The sequence below is a fragment of the Streptomyces roseolus genome, from assembly GCF_014649855.1.
Classification (GTDB): domain Bacteria; phylum Actinomycetota; class Actinomycetes; order Streptomycetales; family Streptomycetaceae; genus Streptomyces; species Streptomyces roseolus.
Map to the genome: position 1 here is coordinate 295,948 of NZ_BMTV01000001.1, position 18,352 is coordinate 314,299.

Annotated in this window: 18 protein-coding genes and 1 pseudogene; 3 read left to right on the top strand and 16 right to left on the bottom strand. The window is 72.5% G+C overall.

Annotated elements, in window-relative coordinates:
* The 12 genes and pseudogenes from IE245_RS01385 to IE245_RS01440 all read right to left on the bottom strand — a co-directional run.
* On the bottom strand, window positions 1-473 hold a 473-nt coding region (locus tag IE245_RS01385; protein ID WP_373305243.1), incomplete at its 3' end, for a 4'-phosphopantetheinyl transferase family protein.
* Window positions 454-1,194, bottom strand: a complete 741-nt coding sequence (locus IE245_RS01390) for a ceramidase domain-containing protein (RefSeq protein WP_189944691.1) — start codon at window positions 1,192-1,194, stop codon at window positions 454-456. The genes IE245_RS01385 and IE245_RS01390, both read right to left, overlap by 20 nt.
* Complete coding sequence (locus IE245_RS01395) at window positions 1,191-2,474, bottom strand: cation:proton antiporter (protein ID WP_189944692.1); 1,284 nt, start codon at window positions 2,472-2,474, stop codon at window positions 1,191-1,193. The genes IE245_RS01390 and IE245_RS01395 overlap by 4 nt, the downstream gene beginning before the upstream one ends.
* Window positions 2,471-3,943, bottom strand: coding sequence for a DHA2 family efflux MFS transporter permease subunit (locus IE245_RS01400; protein WP_229851029.1), 1,473 nt, complete (start codon window positions 3,941-3,943; stop codon window positions 2,471-2,473). Before IE245_RS01400 ends, IE245_RS01395 begins: the two co-directional genes overlap by 4 nt.
* A 311-nt stretch (window positions 3,944-4,254) precedes the next feature.
* Entirely contained in the window at window positions 4,255-5,691 is a 1,437-nt protein-coding gene (locus IE245_RS01405; RefSeq protein ID WP_189944693.1) for a GNAT family N-acetyltransferase, read from the bottom strand.
* Between the two features lie 153 nt (window positions 5,692-5,844).
* Window positions 5,845-6,408 (bottom strand): RBBP9/YdeN family alpha/beta hydrolase, encoded by a 564-nt coding sequence (locus IE245_RS01410; RefSeq protein WP_189944694.1) that lies wholly within the window; start codon window positions 6,406-6,408, stop codon window positions 5,845-5,847.
* Between the two features lie 5 nt (window positions 6,409-6,413).
* Window positions 6,414-8,114: pseudogene (gene cmlS / locus IE245_RS01415) on the bottom strand (chloramphenicol-biosynthetic FADH2-dependent halogenase CmlS); the annotation flags it as partial.
* 26 nt (window positions 8,115-8,140) lie between these two features.
* Window positions 8,141-8,779, bottom strand: a complete 639-nt coding sequence (locus tag IE245_RS01420) for an LbetaH domain-containing protein (protein ID WP_189944696.1) — start codon at window positions 8,777-8,779, stop codon at window positions 8,141-8,143.
* Entirely contained in the window at window positions 8,776-10,215 is a 1,440-nt protein-coding gene (locus tag IE245_RS01425; RefSeq protein WP_189944697.1) for a long-chain fatty acid--CoA ligase, read from the bottom strand. Before IE245_RS01425 ends, IE245_RS01420 begins: the two co-directional genes overlap by 4 nt.
* Window position 10,216: 1 nt before the next feature.
* Window positions 10,217-10,915, bottom strand: a complete 699-nt coding sequence (locus tag IE245_RS01430) for an SDR family NAD(P)-dependent oxidoreductase (RefSeq protein ID WP_189944698.1) — start codon at window positions 10,913-10,915, stop codon at window positions 10,217-10,219.
* 5 nt (window positions 10,916-10,920) lie between these two features.
* Window positions 10,921-11,814: a GNAT family N-acetyltransferase gene (locus IE245_RS01435; protein ID WP_189944699.1), complete on the bottom strand. Its 894-nt coding sequence runs from the start codon at window positions 11,812-11,814 to the stop codon at window positions 10,921-10,923.
* 35 nt (window positions 11,815-11,849) lie between these two features.
* The gene (locus IE245_RS01440; RefSeq protein ID WP_189944700.1) at window positions 11,850-12,161 is read right to left on the bottom strand and encodes a hypothetical protein; all 312 of its coding nucleotides are present in this window, start codon (window positions 12,159-12,161) and stop codon (window positions 11,850-11,852) included.
* Window positions 12,162-12,671: 510 nt separating this feature from the next.
* Between IE245_RS01440 and IE245_RS01445 the strand changes: the two genes are divergently transcribed.
* Together IE245_RS01445 and IE245_RS01450 are read left to right on the top strand one after the other, a co-directional pair.
* A complete protein-coding gene (locus IE245_RS01445) occupies window positions 12,672-12,851 on the top strand; it encodes a hypothetical protein (protein WP_189944701.1) in 180 nt (59 codons plus the stop codon).
* A gap of 109 nt (window positions 12,852-12,960) precedes the next feature.
* Window positions 12,961-13,479, top strand: a complete 519-nt coding sequence (locus IE245_RS01450) for a thiamine pyrophosphate-binding protein (RefSeq protein ID WP_189944702.1) — start codon at window positions 12,961-12,963, stop codon at window positions 13,477-13,479.
* Between the two features lie 30 nt (window positions 13,480-13,509).
* On the opposite strand, the gene IE245_RS01455 is transcribed toward IE245_RS01450, so the two are convergent.
* On the bottom strand, window positions 13,510-14,568 hold the full coding sequence (locus IE245_RS01455; protein ID WP_189944703.1) for a helix-turn-helix transcriptional regulator: 1,059 nt from the start codon (window positions 14,566-14,568) through the stop codon (window positions 13,510-13,512).
* Between the two features lie 419 nt (window positions 14,569-14,987).
* Between IE245_RS01455 and IE245_RS01460 the strand changes: the two genes are divergently transcribed.
* Entirely contained in the window at window positions 14,988-15,884 is an 897-nt protein-coding gene (locus tag IE245_RS01460; RefSeq protein ID WP_189944704.1) for an NAD-dependent epimerase/dehydratase family protein, read from the top strand.
* A 15-nt stretch (window positions 15,885-15,899) separates the two neighbouring features.
* On the opposite strand, the gene IE245_RS01465 is transcribed toward IE245_RS01460, so the two are convergent.
* The 3 genes from IE245_RS01465 to IE245_RS01475 all read right to left on the bottom strand — a co-directional run bounded on the left by IE245_RS01465 (window position 15,900) and on the right by IE245_RS01475 (window position 18,306).
* Window positions 15,900-16,337: an iron chaperone gene (locus tag IE245_RS01465; protein WP_189944705.1), complete on the bottom strand. Its 438-nt coding sequence runs from the start codon at window positions 16,335-16,337 to the stop codon at window positions 15,900-15,902.
* A gap of 169 nt (window positions 16,338-16,506) precedes the next feature.
* Entirely contained in the window at window positions 16,507-16,917 is a 411-nt protein-coding gene (locus IE245_RS01470; RefSeq protein ID WP_189944706.1) for a VOC family protein, read from the bottom strand.
* Window positions 16,918-17,010: 93 nt separating this feature from the next.
* Window positions 17,011-18,306 (bottom strand): hypothetical protein, encoded by a 1,296-nt coding sequence (locus IE245_RS01475; RefSeq protein ID WP_189944707.1) that lies wholly within the window; start codon window positions 18,304-18,306, stop codon window positions 17,011-17,013.
* Window positions 18,307-18,352: the final 46 nt, after the last annotated feature.

Sequence of the window (18,352 nt, forward strand, 5' to 3'; positions counted from 1 at the left end):
GTCCACAGCCGGAGGAAGGCCGCCGGGCGGTCGGCGGGCGGGGCGTCCGCCAGGAGGGCGCGCTCCGGCGCGGTGAGGGATTTCGCCTCCAGGCGGGGGGAGGGCGGGGGGCCGGGGAGCTCTTCCATGTCCACGCCCACCAGGCCCTCCGCCACCACGGCGATCAGGATCCAGTGGGCGGTGTGGGCCACCGAGTAGTCCAGGGGGGTCTCCGCGTCCCAGCGCGGGCGGCCGTGGTCCGCGCCGCAGTGGTGGCAGGTGCGGTCGATCGGCACCCGTGCGGGCGGCAGCCCCACGTAGTGCCACGCCAGGAGGCGTTGGGCCGAGCGGGACGCCGTGTAGGTGTCGCGTGACGGACCCGGGGGGAGGGCGGCCGCCCTGCCCGCCTCCTCGGGGGCGAGCAGGCGCCGCACGTCACGGGGCGGGCGGGCCGGGGTCAGCCACAGGTGGCACTCACCGGGGGCCGGGAGCACGCTCGGCGCCTTCCGCCGGGGCGGGTTCGGGGGTCGCGGACGTCCGCGTCCTCCAGTGGCGGACCAGGGCGAGGGAGGCCAGGTAGACCACCAGGCCGTCCAGGAGGTGCCACAGGAAGTGGGTGCCCACCGGAAAGTCGGAGCAGACGGACTCGTCGGCCGTGCGGGCCAGCAGCGCGCCGGCGAAGGACACGGTGGCGAGGCCGAACGTTCCGGCGTGCACGCGGAGTTCGGGGTCCGGAGAGGTGCGCAGGACCACGGTCAGGGCCGCGAGGAGGAGGAGCACGGGGACGTACGTGCCCGACCTGTTGGGGACGTACGGGCCCACCACGACGATGAACGCGGCGAGGAAGGCGATGAACGCGACCACGCCGAGGAGGGCGCGGCGGCGGGAGAGGCCGTGGAACCAGTGCAGGTAACTGCCCAGGAACCACAGGACGAAGAGGGCGATCGGCGCGACGTCGAGGACCTGCGCCCAGCGGGTGCCGAGGGTGTGGAAGGCGAAGCTGCCCAGGCTGATGGAGGCCGCGAGGGGCACCGTGAAGGCGATGCTCAGCGGGGCCTTCCGGCCGGCCGGGCCGGTGCGGTGGCGGGCGAGCATCCGCCAGATCGCCCAGGCGGCGACGGCGAAGGAGAGGTTGCTCAGCGCGTTGACGGGTTCGGCCCAGAAGGCGGCCGAGGCCCGCTCGCAGTACTGGTCCACGTGCTCGTACAGGTTCATCGTCCGGTTCCTACGGTCTCGTCGGCCGTCGCGTGGGCGAGGGGGGCGGGGGCGGCCGGGTCGGGCGCGGGGTGCGGTGCGGGGTGGTGCTCGGGCGGCGGGGCGGCGTCGAGGAGGGGACCGGCCATCGCCGTGGTCACGACGGCCATGACGACCATCATCGAGTAGACGGTCCCGTCGATCAGGCCGAGTTCGAGGCCGACCGAGAGGATGACGATCTCCGTGAGGCCGCGGACGTTCATGAGGACCGAGAGCGGCAGCGCCGACCGGTGGTCCAGGCCGGAGAGGCGGGCTCCGGCGTACACGCCGGCCGCCTTCGCGGCCACGGCGACGGCCAGCAGGGTGAGGAGCGTGACGAGGGTGGAGGTGCCGAAGCCGTCCAGGCTCACCTTGGACCCCGCCACCACGAAGTACAGCGGCAGCAGCAGCGTCCCGGCCTGGTCCGCCGTGTGGATCAGGCGGTCGCGGAGCTTCTCCAGGCCGGCGCGCGGCATGATCGCGCCGAAGGCGAAGGAGCCGAAGATGTAGTGCACGCCCATCCACTCGGTGGCCGCGCACGACAGCAGCAGTCCGGAGACCAGGAGCGGGAAGAGCGCCGCCGGTGCCGTCGGCCGCTCGGCCCAGCGGGTCAGCACCCGCTTCAGCAGGGGGCGGGCGCAGAGGAGGAGCAGGACGTAGACCGGCAGCAGGGCGATCCGCCACTGCTCGCCGGTGGCGGTCAGCGCGGCCACGCCGGCCAGGCCCACCCAGGCGACCAGGTCGCCGACGGCCGCCGCCGCGAGGGCGAGGCCGCCGAGGGGGCCGTTGGTGAGGCCCCGGTCGGCGAGGATCCTGGCCAGGACGGGGAAGGCCGTCACGGACATGGCGATGCCGAGGAAGAGCACGAAGCCGGTCCGGGAACCGGGGGCGTACCGGGCGGCGAGCGGCACCGCGACCAGGACGCCGACGACGAGCGGCACCAGGACCGAGCCGACCGCGACGCCGAGCGCGGCGCGCCGGCGGCCGCGCAGCAGGGTGTGCTCCAGCTCGTACCCCACGACGAACATGAAGAGGGCGAGGCCCACCGCGGCGAGCGCCGAGAGCAGCGGCGCCACGTCCGGGGGGATCAGGACGGCGCGCACGGACTCGGGCAGGACCAGCGGGCCGCACAGGACACCGGCGACGATCTCGCCGACCACCGGCGGCTGCCGGACGGCGCGGCCGAGGGCGCCGAAGAGCTTGGCCACCGCCAGGAGCGCGGCGAGGCTGAAGAACAGGTGGACCGTGGTCTGGCCCGTCATGGGGTCACCGCCAGGGAAGGAGGGGCTGAACCGTCCGGCTGCCGGGGCGGCGGGCTCGAACGGACGATCAGTGAGGCGGCGAGCGCCCCGAGGAGCAGGAGCCCGGCCGGCAGGTAGACCGTCTCGGCCAGGGCGGCGCTCAGCGCGGGAGGGGCGGGATCGGTGCCGCCGGCCGCCGCCGGGCCGTCCGTCAGGCCGTCCGTCAGGCCGTGGGCGGCCAGCCGGGAGGCCAGGACGGCGCTGACCGCGGCGCTGCCGAGGACGGAACCGACCTGCCGGAGGGCGTTGTACGCGCCCGAGCCCGCGCCCGCCCGGTCGGCCGGGAGCCGCAGGGTGGCGGCCACGGCCAGCGAGGGCCAGATGCAGGCGTTGGCGAGCCCGGCGAGGGCCGCGCCGGCCAGGAACCAGCCGAGCGGCAGGTCGAGGGTCATGAGCGCGGCGAACGCGGCGAGGGAGGCGGCGAACAGCACGAGCCCCACGAGCGGCACGGTGCGCGGGTGGAGGCGGTCGCCGAGCAGGCCGACGAGGGGGACGCACACGATGGCGGCCACGGCCATCGGCGCGAGCACGGCGCCCGCTCCCGTCCCGGACAGCGCGCGGGCCTCCTCCAGGTAGAGGTACAGCGGCACCATCACGGCCGTCACCGCCGCCGCGGCGAGGGCGACCGCCAGGGAGGCGGCGACGAACGTCCGGTCGCGGAAGATGCCGAGCGGCAGCAGCGGATCGGCGGCCGTGCGGGTCTGGTGGACCACGAACAGGGCCAGGACGGCGAGGCCGGCGGCCGTGGCGCACCAGGTCCAGGCGGTCCAGCCGCGGCTGCCGCCCTCCTGGAGACCGAGGACGAGCGCGGCCATGCCGACGGTGCTGAGGACCAGGCCGACGGTGTCGAAGCGGTGCGGGCGGGTGGGCAGCACGGGCACGTACCGGACGGCCAGGACGAGGCCGATCAGGCCGATCGGCAGGTTGGCGTGGAAGATCCACTGCCAGCCGGCCCGGTCCACGACCAGGCCGCCGAGGAGCGGGCCGAGGAGGTTGGCCAGTCCGGCGACCGCGCCCCACACGCTCATCGCGGCGGCGCGGCGCTCCGGCGGGAAGGTGCGGCTGATGACGGCCATCGTCTGCGGCGTCAGCAGCGCGGCGCCGACGCCCTGGACGGCCCGGGCCGCGATCAGCGTCCCGATGTCCGCCGACAGGCCGCACCACAGGGACGCGCCGGTGAACACGGCGAGTCCGGCGAGGTAGACGAGCCTGGGGCCGAAGCGGTCGCCCAGCCGGCCGGCGGGCAGCAGCAGGGCGGCGAAGGTGAGCAGGTAGGAGCTGGTCGCCCAGACGAGGGACGTGACGTCGGCGCGCAGGCTCGTCATGATCGCCGGGTTGGCGACGGAGACGACGGTCATGTCGAGGATGACCAGGAAGTAGCCGACGCAGAGCGCCGCCAGCGCCGGCCAGGGACGGGGTGGAGCGGACACGGGCAGGGTCCTCACGGGGCGGGCGGGCGGACGGGAGGGGACGGGGCGGAGCGGTCGGTCGGGGTGGCGGGGGGACGGGGCGGGGCGGGCGGTCGGGGTGGCGGGGGAACCGGCGGGGTGCGGCGCGGGTCATCGCGGGCGGGGCCGCCGCCGCGCCCGGACGGGGCGGCGCACGGCGGCCGGCCGCCGACGGCTCTCCGCGCACGGCCGGGCACGGCCCACCGCGTACGACCGCCCCGCGGCCCGCCGCTCGCAGTCGCCCGCGGCTCGCCGACGGGTACGGTCGCCCGCCGCTCACCGCCCCCGTGGGCTCACAGCAGGCTGCTCGTGACGCGCTTGACGCGGAAGGGGACGCGGCGCAGGCCGTGGACCAGGGCGGTCAGGGTGTGGGGGGAGGAGGTGCGCAGGTAGTGGCCGACGACGGGGCCGAAGACGTACTGCCAGCGCGGCCAGTCGTGGCCCAGGCGGCCGAGTTGCTCGCCGATGTCGATGGCCATGACCCGGACGGGCTCCTTGGTGTACGGGTGCGTCTTGGAGATCGGCAGCTTGCGGCCGCCGAGGCGCTCGTACTGGGGGACGAGCTTGTCGATGGCGTCGAGGACGAGGTAGCGGCAGCCGAGGTTGAAGGCCAGCCGGGCGATCTCGCGGAAGAGGGCGAGGACGACGCCGGAGCCCCGGTAGTCGGGGTGGATCGCGAGGCGGGAGACCTCGACGAAGCCGCCCTGCCAGATGTGCGGCGGCAGCCCTTCCGTCTGCGCCTCGATCTCGCTGAGGTCGCGGTCGCCGGCGTTGACGACGATCCGGCCGGTGCCGACCGGCTTGTCGCCGAGCCGGCAGACGATGCCGACGGCGTGCCGGTCGAGGCGGTCGCCGACCTCGCTGCTGTCGCCGACGTCGGCGAGCCGCCCGAAGTGCCGGTTGCCGGCCAGCCGGACGTCCAGGGCCTGCCGGTACGTGGCCTCGTCGGCGACCGTACGGATCGACAGGTAGCGGTTCACCCGGGACGGCCGGACGCCGGCGGCCCGCAGCGCGGGGAAGCCGAACTCCGGGACCGTACCGGCGAGGACGACGGCGCAGTCGCGTACGGACCTCCGGGTGGCGGTCCGGAAGGAGAAGCGGGCCTCGCCGCCGGACTGGCGGCAGGACGTGAGCCGGGCGGCGATCCTCCGGCCGCCCAGCCAGGGCAGCCACAGGTCGAGCGTCACGGACATGCCGGGAGCCAGCAGGCGTCCGGGGTCGTCGGCGGAGAACTCGCCGCCGTACGGGCCGAGTCGGCCGATCGTGACGCGCTGCGGCCGGGCGAAGAGGGTGGGGCTGTCGAGGCGGGCCGTGATCGGTTCCGCCAGCGCGTGGGTGTGGGCGTCGTCGCGGACGGCGGGCGGCCGCACCTCGATCCGCCCGGTCCGGTGGTCGACGGTGTGGTCGCGGCTGAAGAGCGGGACCGGGGCACCGCCGCCGGGGCGCCGGCCGTCGCCGCGGAAGAGCAGCGCGAGGCGGGCGCCGGGCCGGATGCCGGACAGCCGGTCCGGTTCGGGCGCGGTCAGGACGAGCGTCCCGTCCGCGGTGCGCTCGTCGAGGACGCACGTCACCCGGTGGCGGCCGGACCGGAGGACGACCTGGGGCCGGTGCAGATCGGCCGGCCAGTACCGGTACGTCGCCGGGGTGGCCGGGGCCGCCCGGTGCGCGGGGTCCGCCGGGTCCGCCGGGCCGGACGAGGGGCGGACCGGCTCGGCCTGGACAAGTTCCATCGTTGCTCCCTGCTGTTCTCCCCGGGCGCGGACGGCCTCGGGGGTGTGGCCGGACCGGGGCGGCACCGGCGGGCGGAGCCTGGTCGGCTCCGCCCGCCGGTGGGCACGCCACCGCTGTGCCCGTGTGCCCGGGGGGACCTCGGGCTCAGGCCGTCAGGCCTTCAGGGCGTCCTGGAAGAGCTGCCAGCCCTCGCTCCACTCCCCCAGTCCGGAGGAGGCGTTGATGTGGCCGAGGCCGCCGACGTTGTGGAGGCGGGCGCCGAGCTGCCGGGCGGCGTTCTCGGCGTGCTCCAGGGAGCCGTACGGGTCGTCCTCGCTGGCGACGACGACGGCGGGGAACGGCAGCGGCAGCGCGTACGCGTCGGTGGCGAATCCCTCCGCCTGGGCGGGGAAGTTCTCGCCCGCGACGTCGGGCGCGGCGACCAGGAAGGCGGCCGTGACGTCGGCGGAGGCCGGGGCGTCGGCGCGGGCGCGGGCCCACTCCGCGAGGAGGGTGCAGCCGAGGCTGTGGGCGACGACGACCTTCGGGCCCGGGACGGCGGCGAGGGCCTCGTCGAGCTCCTTCACCCAGGTGGCGGCGACGGGCTCGTCCCAGGAGGAGTGCTCCACCCAGACGGCGCGGTCGGCCTCGCGCTCGAACCACTGGCGCTGCCAGTGCTCGGGGCCGGAGTTGCCGATGCCGGCGAGGAAGACAAGGGTCGGGTTCTGGTCGGACATGGTCGTCACACCTCGTACTCGACGCCGACGCCGTCGAAGCGCAGGCGGTCCTGGATGAAGACGGGCTGGTCGTTCTTGTCGTAGCCGGTGACGAGACCGGCCTCCATGAGCCGGATGACGATCTGGGAGCTCAGCTCCTGCTTGCCGGTCTCGCTCAGGCGGCGGATGACCTCCTTGTAGCCGAGGTCCTCCTTCAGCAGGGCCTCGAAGATCTCCCGGTGCTCCTCCTCCAGCGGCCACTTGACCATGTCGACGCCGGCCTCGTTGCCGATGACCTGCTTGCGCTGGAGCGTGAAGCCCTCCGGGTCCACCTTGTAGAAGGGCTCCAGGCGCACCTCCGCGCCGTTCCACTGGAGGCGCTTGATGCTGTTGAGGTCCTTGGTCAGGCGGCTGATCCACTGGACGCGGGCGACGTTGAGCTCGTCGTCGGTGAACTCGTCGCTCAGTTCGAGGCGCTGGTGCCTGCCGATGCCGATCATCGTGGAGGCGCGGTCGCGGAAGTCGGCGATCGACCAGTCGCTGCTGCCCCGGTCGGCCTGGACGAGGCGGTCGAACCACGCCTTGCGGCTGAGGCGCTCGTCGGCGGACTCGCTGATGCGGCGCTTGAGCCAGAACTCGGACTCCGGCTCGGTGAAGGAGGCGAAGGTGTAGAAGGAGGCCAGGAACTCGTGGTACTGCTCGTAGGTCTCGCCGTAGGTGCGGTTGTACCAGGCGTGGACCTCGTCGCTCTCGTCCGGGTTCGCGGTGATCCGGTCGATCGCGGCGGCGGCGGAGACCGCGGACTGGGTGGCCAGGTGGACGCCCTGGGAGAAGAGCGGGTCGGTGAAGCAGGCGGCGTCGCCACTGAGGAAGAAGCGGCCGGCGGAGACGTACTCGGAGTCGTACGACCAGTCGTGGACGATCCGCACCTCGTCGACCATCTCGGCGCCGTCCAGGAGGGCGGTGGCGCGCTTGGCCTTGGCGAGGGTCTCGCGGTAGAAGCGCTCCGGGCCCAGCTCCTTGACCTCGGCCGACTTCGAGCGGTCGACGACGAGGCCGACGCTGTACAGGTCGCCCTTGAGCGGGATCATCCACACCCAGCCGTCCTCGAAGGTGATCGAGTACGTGGTGCCCTTGAGGTCGCCCTCGAAGGGGTCGGGGCGCTTGAAGTACGACCAGACCGCGAAGTTCTTGTAGAACTCGTCGTAGCGGCGGATCTTCAGCCGGCGGGCGAGCGGGCTGTGCGAGCCGCTCGCGTCGATGACGAAGTCGCTGACGACCGTGCGGGTCTCCTCGCCCTGGCGGACGGTGAGGGTGACGGAGTCGGCGGCGGATATGTCGACGTCGGTCACCGGGGTGGACTCGTGGACGGTGACGCCGCGCTCGCGGACCTCGTCGACGAGGAGCTGGTCGAACTCCTCGCGCTTGACCTGGATGGCGTGGTCGAAGACCCACGGCGAGGTGCGCGGGGTGGTGAAGGAGAACGTCCACGGGGCCTGGTCCTGGCCCCAGAGGAAGGTCGCGGAGGGCTTCTTCACGAACCCGGCGGCGTCGATCTTCTCCTGGAGGCCGAGCCGGGTGAGGATCGACAGGGTGCCGGGCAGGAACGACTCGCCGACGCGGTAGCGCGGGAAGGTGTCGCGCTCGAAGACCTCGACCTCGTGGCCGAGTTTGGTGAGGGTGAGTGCCGCCACGCAGCCCGCGGGGCCCGCACCGATGACGGAAACCTTCGACTTCTTCATGTGCTGTCTCCTCAAAGGGACTTGATGGTCTTGATGCGGCTCGGTGCGAGGTACGTGAGGCCGCTGGCCGCGTTCTCGAAGAGACCGAGGCCGGCCTGGAAGCGGCAGTCGCTGCCGATGACGACCTCCGGGGCCACGGTGCACGCGAGCCCGAAGAAGTTGTCGTCGCCGATCTCGACGCTGTTGCCGCAGTGGAAGTTCGGCGCCAGGAAGTTGTTCGAGCCGAGGCGCGAGTGGTGTCCGACGCTGCTGAGGTAGTTGAGGACGTTGAAGTCCCCGAGGGACACGTTCACGCCCAGGTAGTTGTCCGGGCCGATGACGTTGCCGACGCCCTGGAGGGCGGCCGGGTCGACCCGGGACGCGGGGTGGACGACGTTCTCGGCCGCGAGACCGTGCTTCACGACGACCTCGTCGATGAGCCGGCGCCGTACGGCCGTGTCCGAGACCGCGAGCACCACGGGGGTGCCGGGCTCCCACACGACCTCGTCGAGGCCGGTGCACAGCTCGGCCGGGGCGTGCGCCGTCTCGCCGTCCACGACGACGTGGCGCACGATCCGGTACGTCTCCGGGCCGGCGGCGGAGGCGTCGGCCACGTAGCGGGCGACCTCCAGGGCGAACTTGCCCGCCCCGAGGAAGACGAGCTCCTTCATGCGCGGATCCTCTGCTTCTTGAACCGTTCGGACACCCGCAGCTCCTCGACGAGGTTCACCTTGGCGGGCAGCTTGAAGGGCTCGACCTTGCCCTCCAGGAACTCGCGGACGTGCCGCCGGGCCTCGGCCCGGGTCATCGGGCCGCTCGGCTTGACGTCGACGCAGACGGACTGGCCGGTGATCGAGTTCGGCCGGCCGTAGACCACGCAGTCGTCGATGAGCGGGCTGCCGAGCAGGATCGACTCCAGCTCCAGCGGGAGGACCTTCTCCCCGCCCACGTTGATGACCTCCTTGGCCCGGCCCTTGACCTTGAGGAAGCCGTCCTCCTTCTCCTCGACGAGGTCGCCGGTGCGGAACCAGCCGTCCTCGGTCAGCGAGTCGTCGGGGTAGTTGAGGTACCCCATGAACTGGGTGCGGCTCTTGAGCTGCAGCTCTCCGTCGACGATCCGGTACCGCACGTTCTCGTCGGAGATCCGGAAGTACGTGCTCTCCGAGGACTCGCTGGTGGTCGCGGAGATGCCGGTCTCGCTGGTGCCGAAGGTCTGCAGCAGCCGGGCCCGCGGCAGCGCCGTGTGCAGGCGCCGCAGCAGCTCCTCGGGCATGGGCTCGGTGCCGTACGAGATCATCCGCAGGCTGCTCAGGTCGTGCTTGCGGTGGTAGTCGCCGATGAGGATGAGGTTGAGGAAGGTCGGGCTGGTGGGAAGCAGCCGGATGCCGTGCTCCTCGATCAGCGCGCAGATCTCCTCCGGGGTGCGCCGGGCCGGCAGCACCGCCGTCCCGTTGACCTTGAAGACGCCGAGCAGCGAGTTGATGCCGCCGATGTGGTCGAAGAGCAGGAACATCAGGATGTTCGTGGTCCGCGAGCCGACGCGGTCGCCGGAGCCGGCCTTCTCCGCGACGAGCGTGTCGAGGTTGTGCAGGATCGCCTTGGGCGCGCCCGTGCTGCCGCTGCTCAGCAGGACGAGGCCCGCCGCGCCCGCCTCGACGAGCGGGCGGTACGCCTCCGGGGTCGCCGCCCCCGGCTCCGTACCGGCCTGTGCGCCCGGATCCGCCGCCGCCATGGGCTCGACGACGAGCTCGGAGCCGTCGTCGGCGACCTTCACCAGGTGGCGCGGGGCGCAGGAGTCGTTGACGGTGCGCAGGGCGCCCTCGGTGAAGGCCACCAGGGGAACCACGACGTTCCGGTTCAGGTACAGGGCCAGCAGGGTGGCGATGGAGCCGAACGAGAAGTCGGCGTTGAGGACGACGGCCTCGTGCGGGGCCACGCCCCGCTCCCGCAGCCGGTCCGCCGTGGTGCGGATCGCGTGGGCCAGGTCGCCGTAGCTGTGCGTCCGGCCCTTGTCGATGACGGCGGGGCGGTCCCCCAGCCGGGCGAACCTCTCCGCCAGTTCGTCGCGGCGGTCCGGTGCGTCGCGACGGTCCAGTTCATCGCTCATGTCAGTGGACTCCCCCCAGGAAGAGCGTTTCTCCGGTGACGAATCCGGATTGCTCGGAGATCAGGAAATCGACGGGGCCGAAGAGGTCCGCCATCGTGCACATCCGCTTGATGGCCTGCCGGTCGACCAGGGACTCGACCATGCCCGCGGGCAGGGTGCGGGTCAGCACGGTCCGCACCGGGGGCAGCCCGATGCCGTTGACGCGGATGCCGAAGCCGGCCAGCTCCTTGCTCATGACCCGGGTCAGCTGCTCGACGGCGCTCTTGCTCGCCGAGTACGCGAGCTGTCCGTCGAGCGCCCACGGCACGGCGACCGTCGAGACGTTGAGGATCGCCGACGAGGGGCCGGGGCTCTTCTGCAGCAGCTTGGCCGCCTCGCGGCAGGAGTTGAGCACCGCGAAGAAGTTGATGTCGAAGATGTCCCGGACGGTCTTCTCCGGGGTCATCATGAAGTGGTTCATGCTGGACGTGCCGGCGTTGTTGACGAGGGCGTCGAGGTGGCCGAACTCCCGGCGCACCTCGCGGAACATGGCCCGCAGCGCTTTCGCGTCGGTGAGGTCCACCTCGTGGTGCCGGTAGCCGGGGTGGTCGACGGTCGACGGCCTCCGGCTGCATCCGACGACCTGGTGGCCCTGCTCGACGAGGTGCTCGGCGAGCGCCTTGCCGACCCCCGACCGCGTGCCCGTGACAAGGATGTTCATCGTCGTCAGTGCAGCCGGTAGCCGATGAGCAGGGGAAGCGAGTACAGGGCGGGCCGCATGTCTTCGGGCTCCAGGGTCTTGGACTTGAACTGCGAGGGGACCGCGCGGGTGACCAGGCGGGTGAAGGCGGGCGGCTCGACGGCCGCCGCGGTGCCGGCGAGTTCCGCGTCGTCGATGACGGTGAAGGCGAGGCCGAGCCGGAGGCACCAGCGGATCCGCAGGTGGTCGAGCGCCTCCAGGAACATCGGCTTGTCGCTGACGTACAGGAGGCGGCCGAAGGGCACGAACCGGCCCAGGCGCAGCTTCTTGAGGATCACGTACAGGTACTCGGAGCTGTCCTTCCTGGTGATCAGGAAGTGCCGGCAGCGGAGGTCGGCGTGGTCGAGGAAGATCCGCCGGTCGGCCTCGTCGAGGTGCTGCGCGATGACGTGCTTGCGGGTCTCCACCCGGAAGCCCCGCCCGAGGCTGCGCGGCGTCGGCACCGGCAGGAACTGCCGGACGCCCGTCTCCAGGTCCTTCCAGCCGAACTTCTTGCTGATGTCGTACACGGCCTGCGTGGGCGTGTAGTTGACCAGGGTCACCTTGCGCAGGGACGTGACCGGCAGGAAGAGACGGAGGCTCTCGTGGCGGTACTCCTCCTTCACGTACCAGCTGTGGATCTCGCAGAACCTGTGCGGCTCGCCCCGCACCTCCCGCTCGGTGAAGAGCGTGCCGAGGAAGCCCACGACCTCGTCGCCGTCCTCCATGACGTAGCCGTAGTAGCCCTCGCTGCCGCCCCAGACCGGCTGGAACATCCGCCGGCGCCACTCGAAGGGGATCCACGCGGAATTCAGCGTCGATCCCTTGAGGAGCAGGTAGACCTTGTACAGGTCCCCCTCCAGGGCCTTTCTCACCGTCACCGACATGTTCTCGCCTCTCCGCGGGGACCGGGCCGTCAGGCCGCGGTCGTCTCCGCGTTCTCGTTCATCTCTTCCTCGATGAACTCGATGAGCCGGCTGACGCGGCTGAACGGGCTCACCCGCCGGGAGACGGCCTTCTCCGAGGTCAGGGAGATCTCCACGTCGAATTCGTCCTCGATCGCCTCTTCCACGAGCGTGAGGAAATTGACGAGGTGCATCGAGTCGAAGACGCCGGCGTCTCCGTAGAGGCTGACGTCGAGGAGGTTTTCCGTGGGGATCTTCTCGTCCCGCCGTTCATTGACTTCGGCCACGACGTTCCCGATGAGGCCGACAAGACGCTCGCGCATCGTTCTTCCCTTTCTGATTCCACGCACTCAACACGTTCTACGTTCAAAAGAGGCAGGTCGGAGCAGGGCCGGCCTCCTGCTCGAAACGGCGGCGAGGCAGTGCCCTTTCCGCACGGCACGCCCTTCCGGATCTCTGCATCGGGGAAGCGGCGAAGCTTTCGACACGGGGCGAGAAGGCGACTCGGACCGGTCCGAGAACTCCCCTTCACGGCCCGGGGCAATAAGGCGCACACCCCTCCGGAAAACCCCTGGGAAGAGGTTTTCCGGATCCGTGGGGATCAGCGGCGAGTGATTTCTATACGCAATCGGCGCCGGAGATCCAGTGGGTTGTCCGCATGACGAGACCCCGCCGCTGTCTTTGTCCGGTTTCGCCGCCGAAGTGGTCTGGCGCATCTGCGACTGTCGCGGATGCGGCACCCGGAACCGGTGTCTCCGGAGCGCCGCGTGCACCAGAGTCGTCCGTGTCAGCAGGCGGCGCGTCCGCCGACCGTCGAAGGTGAGGAACCCCCTGTGCCCCGTTTCCGCAGCGCATGGTCGCCCGTCGTCCTCAGTGCCCTCGTCGTGGCGTTGTGCAGCGTCGGCGTCGTCAAGAGCGGTACGGGACAAGGCACTTCGGGCTCGGCTGCCGGTCCGGCCGCCGGCGGCTCCGACACCGACGCCGCCCTCTCCCTCGACCTCGGCTGGGACTGAGCCGGCGCCCCGCAGCCACCGCCGGGCACGGCGACTCCCCCGACCGTGCGCCCGACGTCCCGTCCCCCGGCCGTGGCCCCGACGACGCAGCCCACCGAGACCGGAACCCATGACCACGACACCCGGCACCGTCCCGCCCCGGCACATCGATCTCGCCGAGGCCGTGCTGCTCACCCTCGCCCGCCTGGGCTTCGGCCACTTCACGGGAGTCCCCTGCGCGACGCTCCACGGGGTCTTCCGGCTCCTGGAGGACGCGCCGCGGAGCCCCCACCCCGAACTCCGCGACCTCGTCTACCTGCCCGCACCGCACGAGGACGCGGCCATCAGCATGGCCACCGGCATGGCCCTCACCGGCGGTGACGCCGCCGTGTTCCTGGCGCACACCGGACCCGGACACGCGCTGGCCGCCCTCACCGCGCTGAACCGGGCCTACGAGGTGCCGCTCCTGGTGGTCGCCGGGCGCCCGGCGAAGGACGCCGAGGAGGAACCCGACGGCCTGGACGCCCAGTTCGCCCCGCCCGGCGTCGTCCTCGACCCGCTGCGCCCCGAGGAGGCCGTCGGGGAGTGCCACCGGCTCATGCAGCGGACCCGGCGTCCCGCGGTCCTGATCGTGACCGATCCGCTGTGACCCCGCTCGGGCCCCCGCCCGGAGCCCCGCTCAGGGCCGTCCGGTGCCGTCCCCCACGGGCTCGTCCTGCCGGAACGACCGGTCCAGCAGCCCGTGCTTGTGGATCAGGTAGCCCGCGTGCAGCCGGTTCCGGGCACCGAGCCTGGTCATGACCTCCGACAGGTGGCGCTGGCAGGTCCGGATGGACACGCCCAGCTTCCTGGCGATCACCTTGTCGTCGTCGCCCTCGACCAGGAGGCGCAGCAGCGCCTGCTTGAACTCCTCGGAGGCGTCCACCACTTGGGCCCGCTGCTGCTGCAGGGGGAACTCGGCGGCGGTGTTCCAGGTGTTCTCGAAGATCTCCGTCATGAACTCCAGGACGCTGCACTCCCGGACCACCACCGCGCCGTGGGGAAGGCCGGGCAGGTTGATCAGCGCCGCCTCGCGGTCGAAGATCAGCAGCCGGGACACCACCCCGCTGGCGATCCGCACCTCGGCGCCCAGCTCGCTCACCATGCGCACGTAGTCGACGGTCGTGCCGTCGAACCGGGCCGAGTGCTGGTAGAGGGTGCGCATCCGCACCCCGCGCCCCAGCAGCCGCACCGTGCGGTCGTGCGCCTCCGAGATGCTGCCCGGCGGGCGGCTGCCGCCCGGCTGCACGGTGAGCACCTCCTCCTTGGCGCGCGCCGCGAGCTCGGTGATCACCTGCCGGGTGGTGGCCAGGTCGGAGAGGTACTGGAAGGCCGGCTGCTCCAGCTGCGACAGCACCCCGGACTCGTACGCCGGCATCATCGCCAGGATCCGGGCGAAGGACTGCCCCATCTCCCGCTGGCTCTCGCGCAGTTGGCGGATGGCCGGCATCAGCAGCTGCGCGCCGGCGGTGGCCGGGGGAACCGCGCACAGGCGGGTCCCCTCGGGGTCCACGCTGCGCAGCAGCCGCAGCTCGCGGAGGTTCCTGATGACGTCCCGCGCGGTCTCCTGGGGGGCGTCCAGGATCTGCGCCAGCTCGTCCTCCGTCACGTGTTCCCGGGGCACCGCGTACGAGTAGGCGGCGTACTCCAGCTGAGCCTCCCCGGAGGCGTGCATCAGTTCCAGCCGCGCGACAGTCATGCAACCAGCTCCTAGATCACTCAGATCAGAACCAGCTCGCCCCGTTGCGAACCCCTAGTTACCTGCGGGTTCCCCCGAGCGTAGAAGATCTGGCGGAGAAATCCACGCCCTTCCACCATCCGGACACCGCCATCTCGGTGTCCGATTCCGGGTGTTGCCCGGTGCCGGGGAGGCGCGCCGGACGCGCCCGGGGGGGCGGGCGTCGGCCGGAGGGGCACATGGTCTCGGTGGCCCGGGCGTGCTGTTCTCGGTCATGCGCGCACCAGGCCTTCCACGGGCGGGACGAACGGGCGACGGATCACGGACGCCCCACCGTACGCCCCGGAGCGCGTGGCCCGGATCACTCTTTCGGGCCGCCACGGCTGTCACGCGCCGAGGAACCGTCCGGTCATGAGGGTGTAGCCACCTGGAGGTTGACCATGAGGATCCTGCTCGCCGGTGCCACCGGCGCCATCGGCCGCCCGCTGACCCGCGCCCTCGTCCGGGACGGGCACGAGGTGCTGGCCCTCGCCCGCTCGGACGGTTCCGCGCAGGCGGTACGCGCCCTGGGCGCGACGCCCGTGCGGGCCGACGCGCTCGACCGGGAGGGGCTGCTGCGGGCGCTCGACGGCCTGTCCGCCGACGCGGTGGTCCACCAGCTGACCGCGCTCAAGGCGCCCAGGCTGAGGCTCACCGCGGACGACCCCAGCAACGTGCTGCGGGAACGCGGCACCGCGCACCTCCTGGAGGCGGCGGGCGTGCTCGGGGCGGGCCGCTTCGTCACCCAGTCGCTGGTCCTCGGCTACGGCTACCGCGACCACGGCGAGCGCCCCGTCACCGAGGACGACCCCTTCGGGGTGCGCGGCGGCACGGTCGCGGACCACGTGATCACGGGCCTCGTCGAGGCGGAGGGCCGGTTGTTCGCCGCGGACCACGTGGCGGGCACGGCGCTGCGGTACGGCGTCTTCTACGGCCCCGGCACCTGGTTCGACCCGACGCCCGGCACCCGGCCGTTCCCGGTCCCGAGGGGCGGCGGCGGCACGATGTCGTGGATCCACGTCGAGGACGCGGCCGAGGCGACCGTCGCCGCGCTGGAGCGGGGCCGCGCGGGCGAGGCGTACAACATCGTCGACGACCGTCCGTCCACCTGGGGCGAACTCTCGGCGGCCCGCGGCGGCCGCCGCCTCGTCCTCCCCGGCCGCCTCCTGCGCCTCGCCGTCCCCTATCTGGGCGCCCTCATGCTCGACACCCGCCTCCGCGTCTCCCACGCCAAGGCCACCCGCGACCTCGGCTGGACCCCGCGCCACCCGGACCACCGGGCGGGGATGCGGGCGTGACCGGCGGAGCGGGGGTCAGGCGGCGGCCCTCTTGACGAGGGCCTCGATGCGGGCCTCGACCTCGGGGGTGAGGGTGGTGAGGGCGAAGGCGGTGGGCCACATGTCGCCGTCGTCGAGGGCCGCGGAGTCGTTGAAGCCGAGGGTGGCGTAGCGGGCCTTGAACTTGGCGGCGCTCTGGAAGAAGAGGACGACCTTGCCGTCCTTGGCGTAGGCGGGCATGCCGTACCAGGTCTTGGCGGCGAGCTCGGGGGCGACCTTCTTGACCAGGGCGTGGACGCCCTCGGCGAGCACGCGGTCGTCGCCCGTCATCTCGGCGATCTTCGCGAGGAGGTCGGCCTCGGCGTCGGCGGCCTTGCCGCGGGCCTTGGCGGCCTTCAGCTCCTTCGCCCGCTCCTTCATCGCCGCCCGCTCGTCGTCGGTGAAGCCGTCGTTCTTCGTCGTCCTGGTGGTCATGACCGGTCCCCTCGTTCGTCGCGTCCGTCGCGTCCGTGGTCGTCCCGCGGTGTTTCCAGGCTAGGTTCCGGCGTTTCCCGGTGCTTCTCCGAAACTGACCGGGTGCCGTCCTGCCGTTCCCGGAGCCGTACCGCCTCCGTGCGGGCCCGGGCCCATCCGGGGCGGCACATCAGCGGGTTTCCTGGATGCGGATCAGGTTGCCCGCCGGGTCGCGGAAGGCGCAGTCGCGGATGCCGTACGGCTGCTCGGTCGGCTCCTGCACGATCTCGGCGTCGCCGGCGGAGACCTTCGCGAAGACGGCGTCGAGGTCGGGGGTGGCGAGGAGGATCCAGCCGTACGTGCCCTTCGCCATCATCTCCGTGATGGTGCGGCGCTCGTCCTCCGTGATCCCCGGGTCGACGGCCGGCGGCGCGAGGAGGATCGAGGTGCCGGGCTGTCCGGCGGGGCCGACGGTGATCCAGCGCATCTTCCCCTGGCCGACGTCGCTGCGGACCTCGAAGCCGAGGACATCGCGGAAGAAGGCGACGGACGCCTCGGGGTCCTCGTGCGGGAGGGCGGTGGTGTGGATGGTGATGTCCATGGAACCGAAGGTAGTTGGCCGGATCGGTGCGCGCTTCTCCGTTCCTGACCGTGTCGGGGCGCCTGGACCGTCTCCGCCGGATGGGGGAACGGCCTAAGGGGTCGCGCGTTCCTCGTCCCCGCCCGCCAGGAAGTCCGTCACCGCCAGCGCGAGGAGCAGCGCGAGCGCCAGGCCGATCACGACCCAGCCCGTCGGGTGCGGCCACAGGACGAAGGCGAGGGCCGCGCCGGCGACCAGGATCCACACGATCCAGGTGCGGAAGCGGCGGACGAAGCCCCCGACCGGGCCGAGCCGCATGCCCGCCCGGTCGGCCGTCGAGCGGGTCGCCGTGATGCCCGAGCGCCACAGGCCGCGCGCCAGGACGGCCGGGCGGCCCGGCCCCGACAGCCAGGCGGCGAGGGCGACGAGCACACCGAGGACCGCGCACACCCGGACCGAGGTGCGCAGGAAGCGGATCAGGGTGTCGTAGACGGAGCCGGCGGCGGCCGGGGAGACGGAGGCGGGCAGCGCGTTCAGGTAGACCGTGCGGAAGACGGTGAGCGCGATCCCGAGGACGACGGCCGCCACGGCGAAGCCGAGGGCCGCGGCGACCAGCGCCCGGCGCCTGCGGACCGCGAGCAGCACCCCGCCGGCCACGCACAGAACGGCGATCACCGGCAGCCACACGCCGAGGGCCTGGAGCAGCGCGAAGCCGGTCCTGGCCTTCCCGATGTCGTCGGAGCGCAGCACCGTGAAGTCGGTGTGCACCTCGGGGATCTTCCCGGCAGCGGTGAGGCCGGAGTCGACGAGGCGTTCCTTGACGCGTTCGACGACGGGCGCGAGGTCGATCGTCACCGCGTCCGTCTCGATCTTCACCGCCCCGTCCTGGTCGCCCGTCAGGGCCCGGTCGAGGGAGGTGTGGACCGCGCGGTTGGCGTCGGTCCAGACGGTCTCGAAGGCCGGGGAGTCGACGACGTCCTGGGCCCGGTCGTGGACGAAGCTCGTGAGCGCGCCCTCCAGCGAGCCGCCGAGCTTCCCCAGCGCCTTCTCCACCAGGGGCCGCTGGTCGGGGGCGACGTCCTCCAGGAGCGTCGGCAGGTCGATGTGGTCCATGACGGCGTCGGTGGCCCGGTTCGCGACCGCCGCCCGCACGTCGGGGTCGGAGGCGAGCGGCTTCACCGTCTGCACGTAGCGGTCGGTGTCGCCGAGGAGGTCGGCGGTCCAGGCGGCGACCAGGCCGAGCGGCACCAGCACGCAGCCGATGACCACGAGGAGCCCGGAGAAGAGGGAACGCAGGCGGTGGTGCTCGCGCCGCGGCCGGTCCTGGGCGGCGCCGTCCTCCAGGGCCGCCACCCGGGCCCGCAGCCTGGTGAGTTCGTCGTCGCCGCTCGCGCCGGCCGGTGTTCCCATGGGGCCACCCTGGGGGCGGGTCCCGGTGACGGCTCCCCGGGCGGGC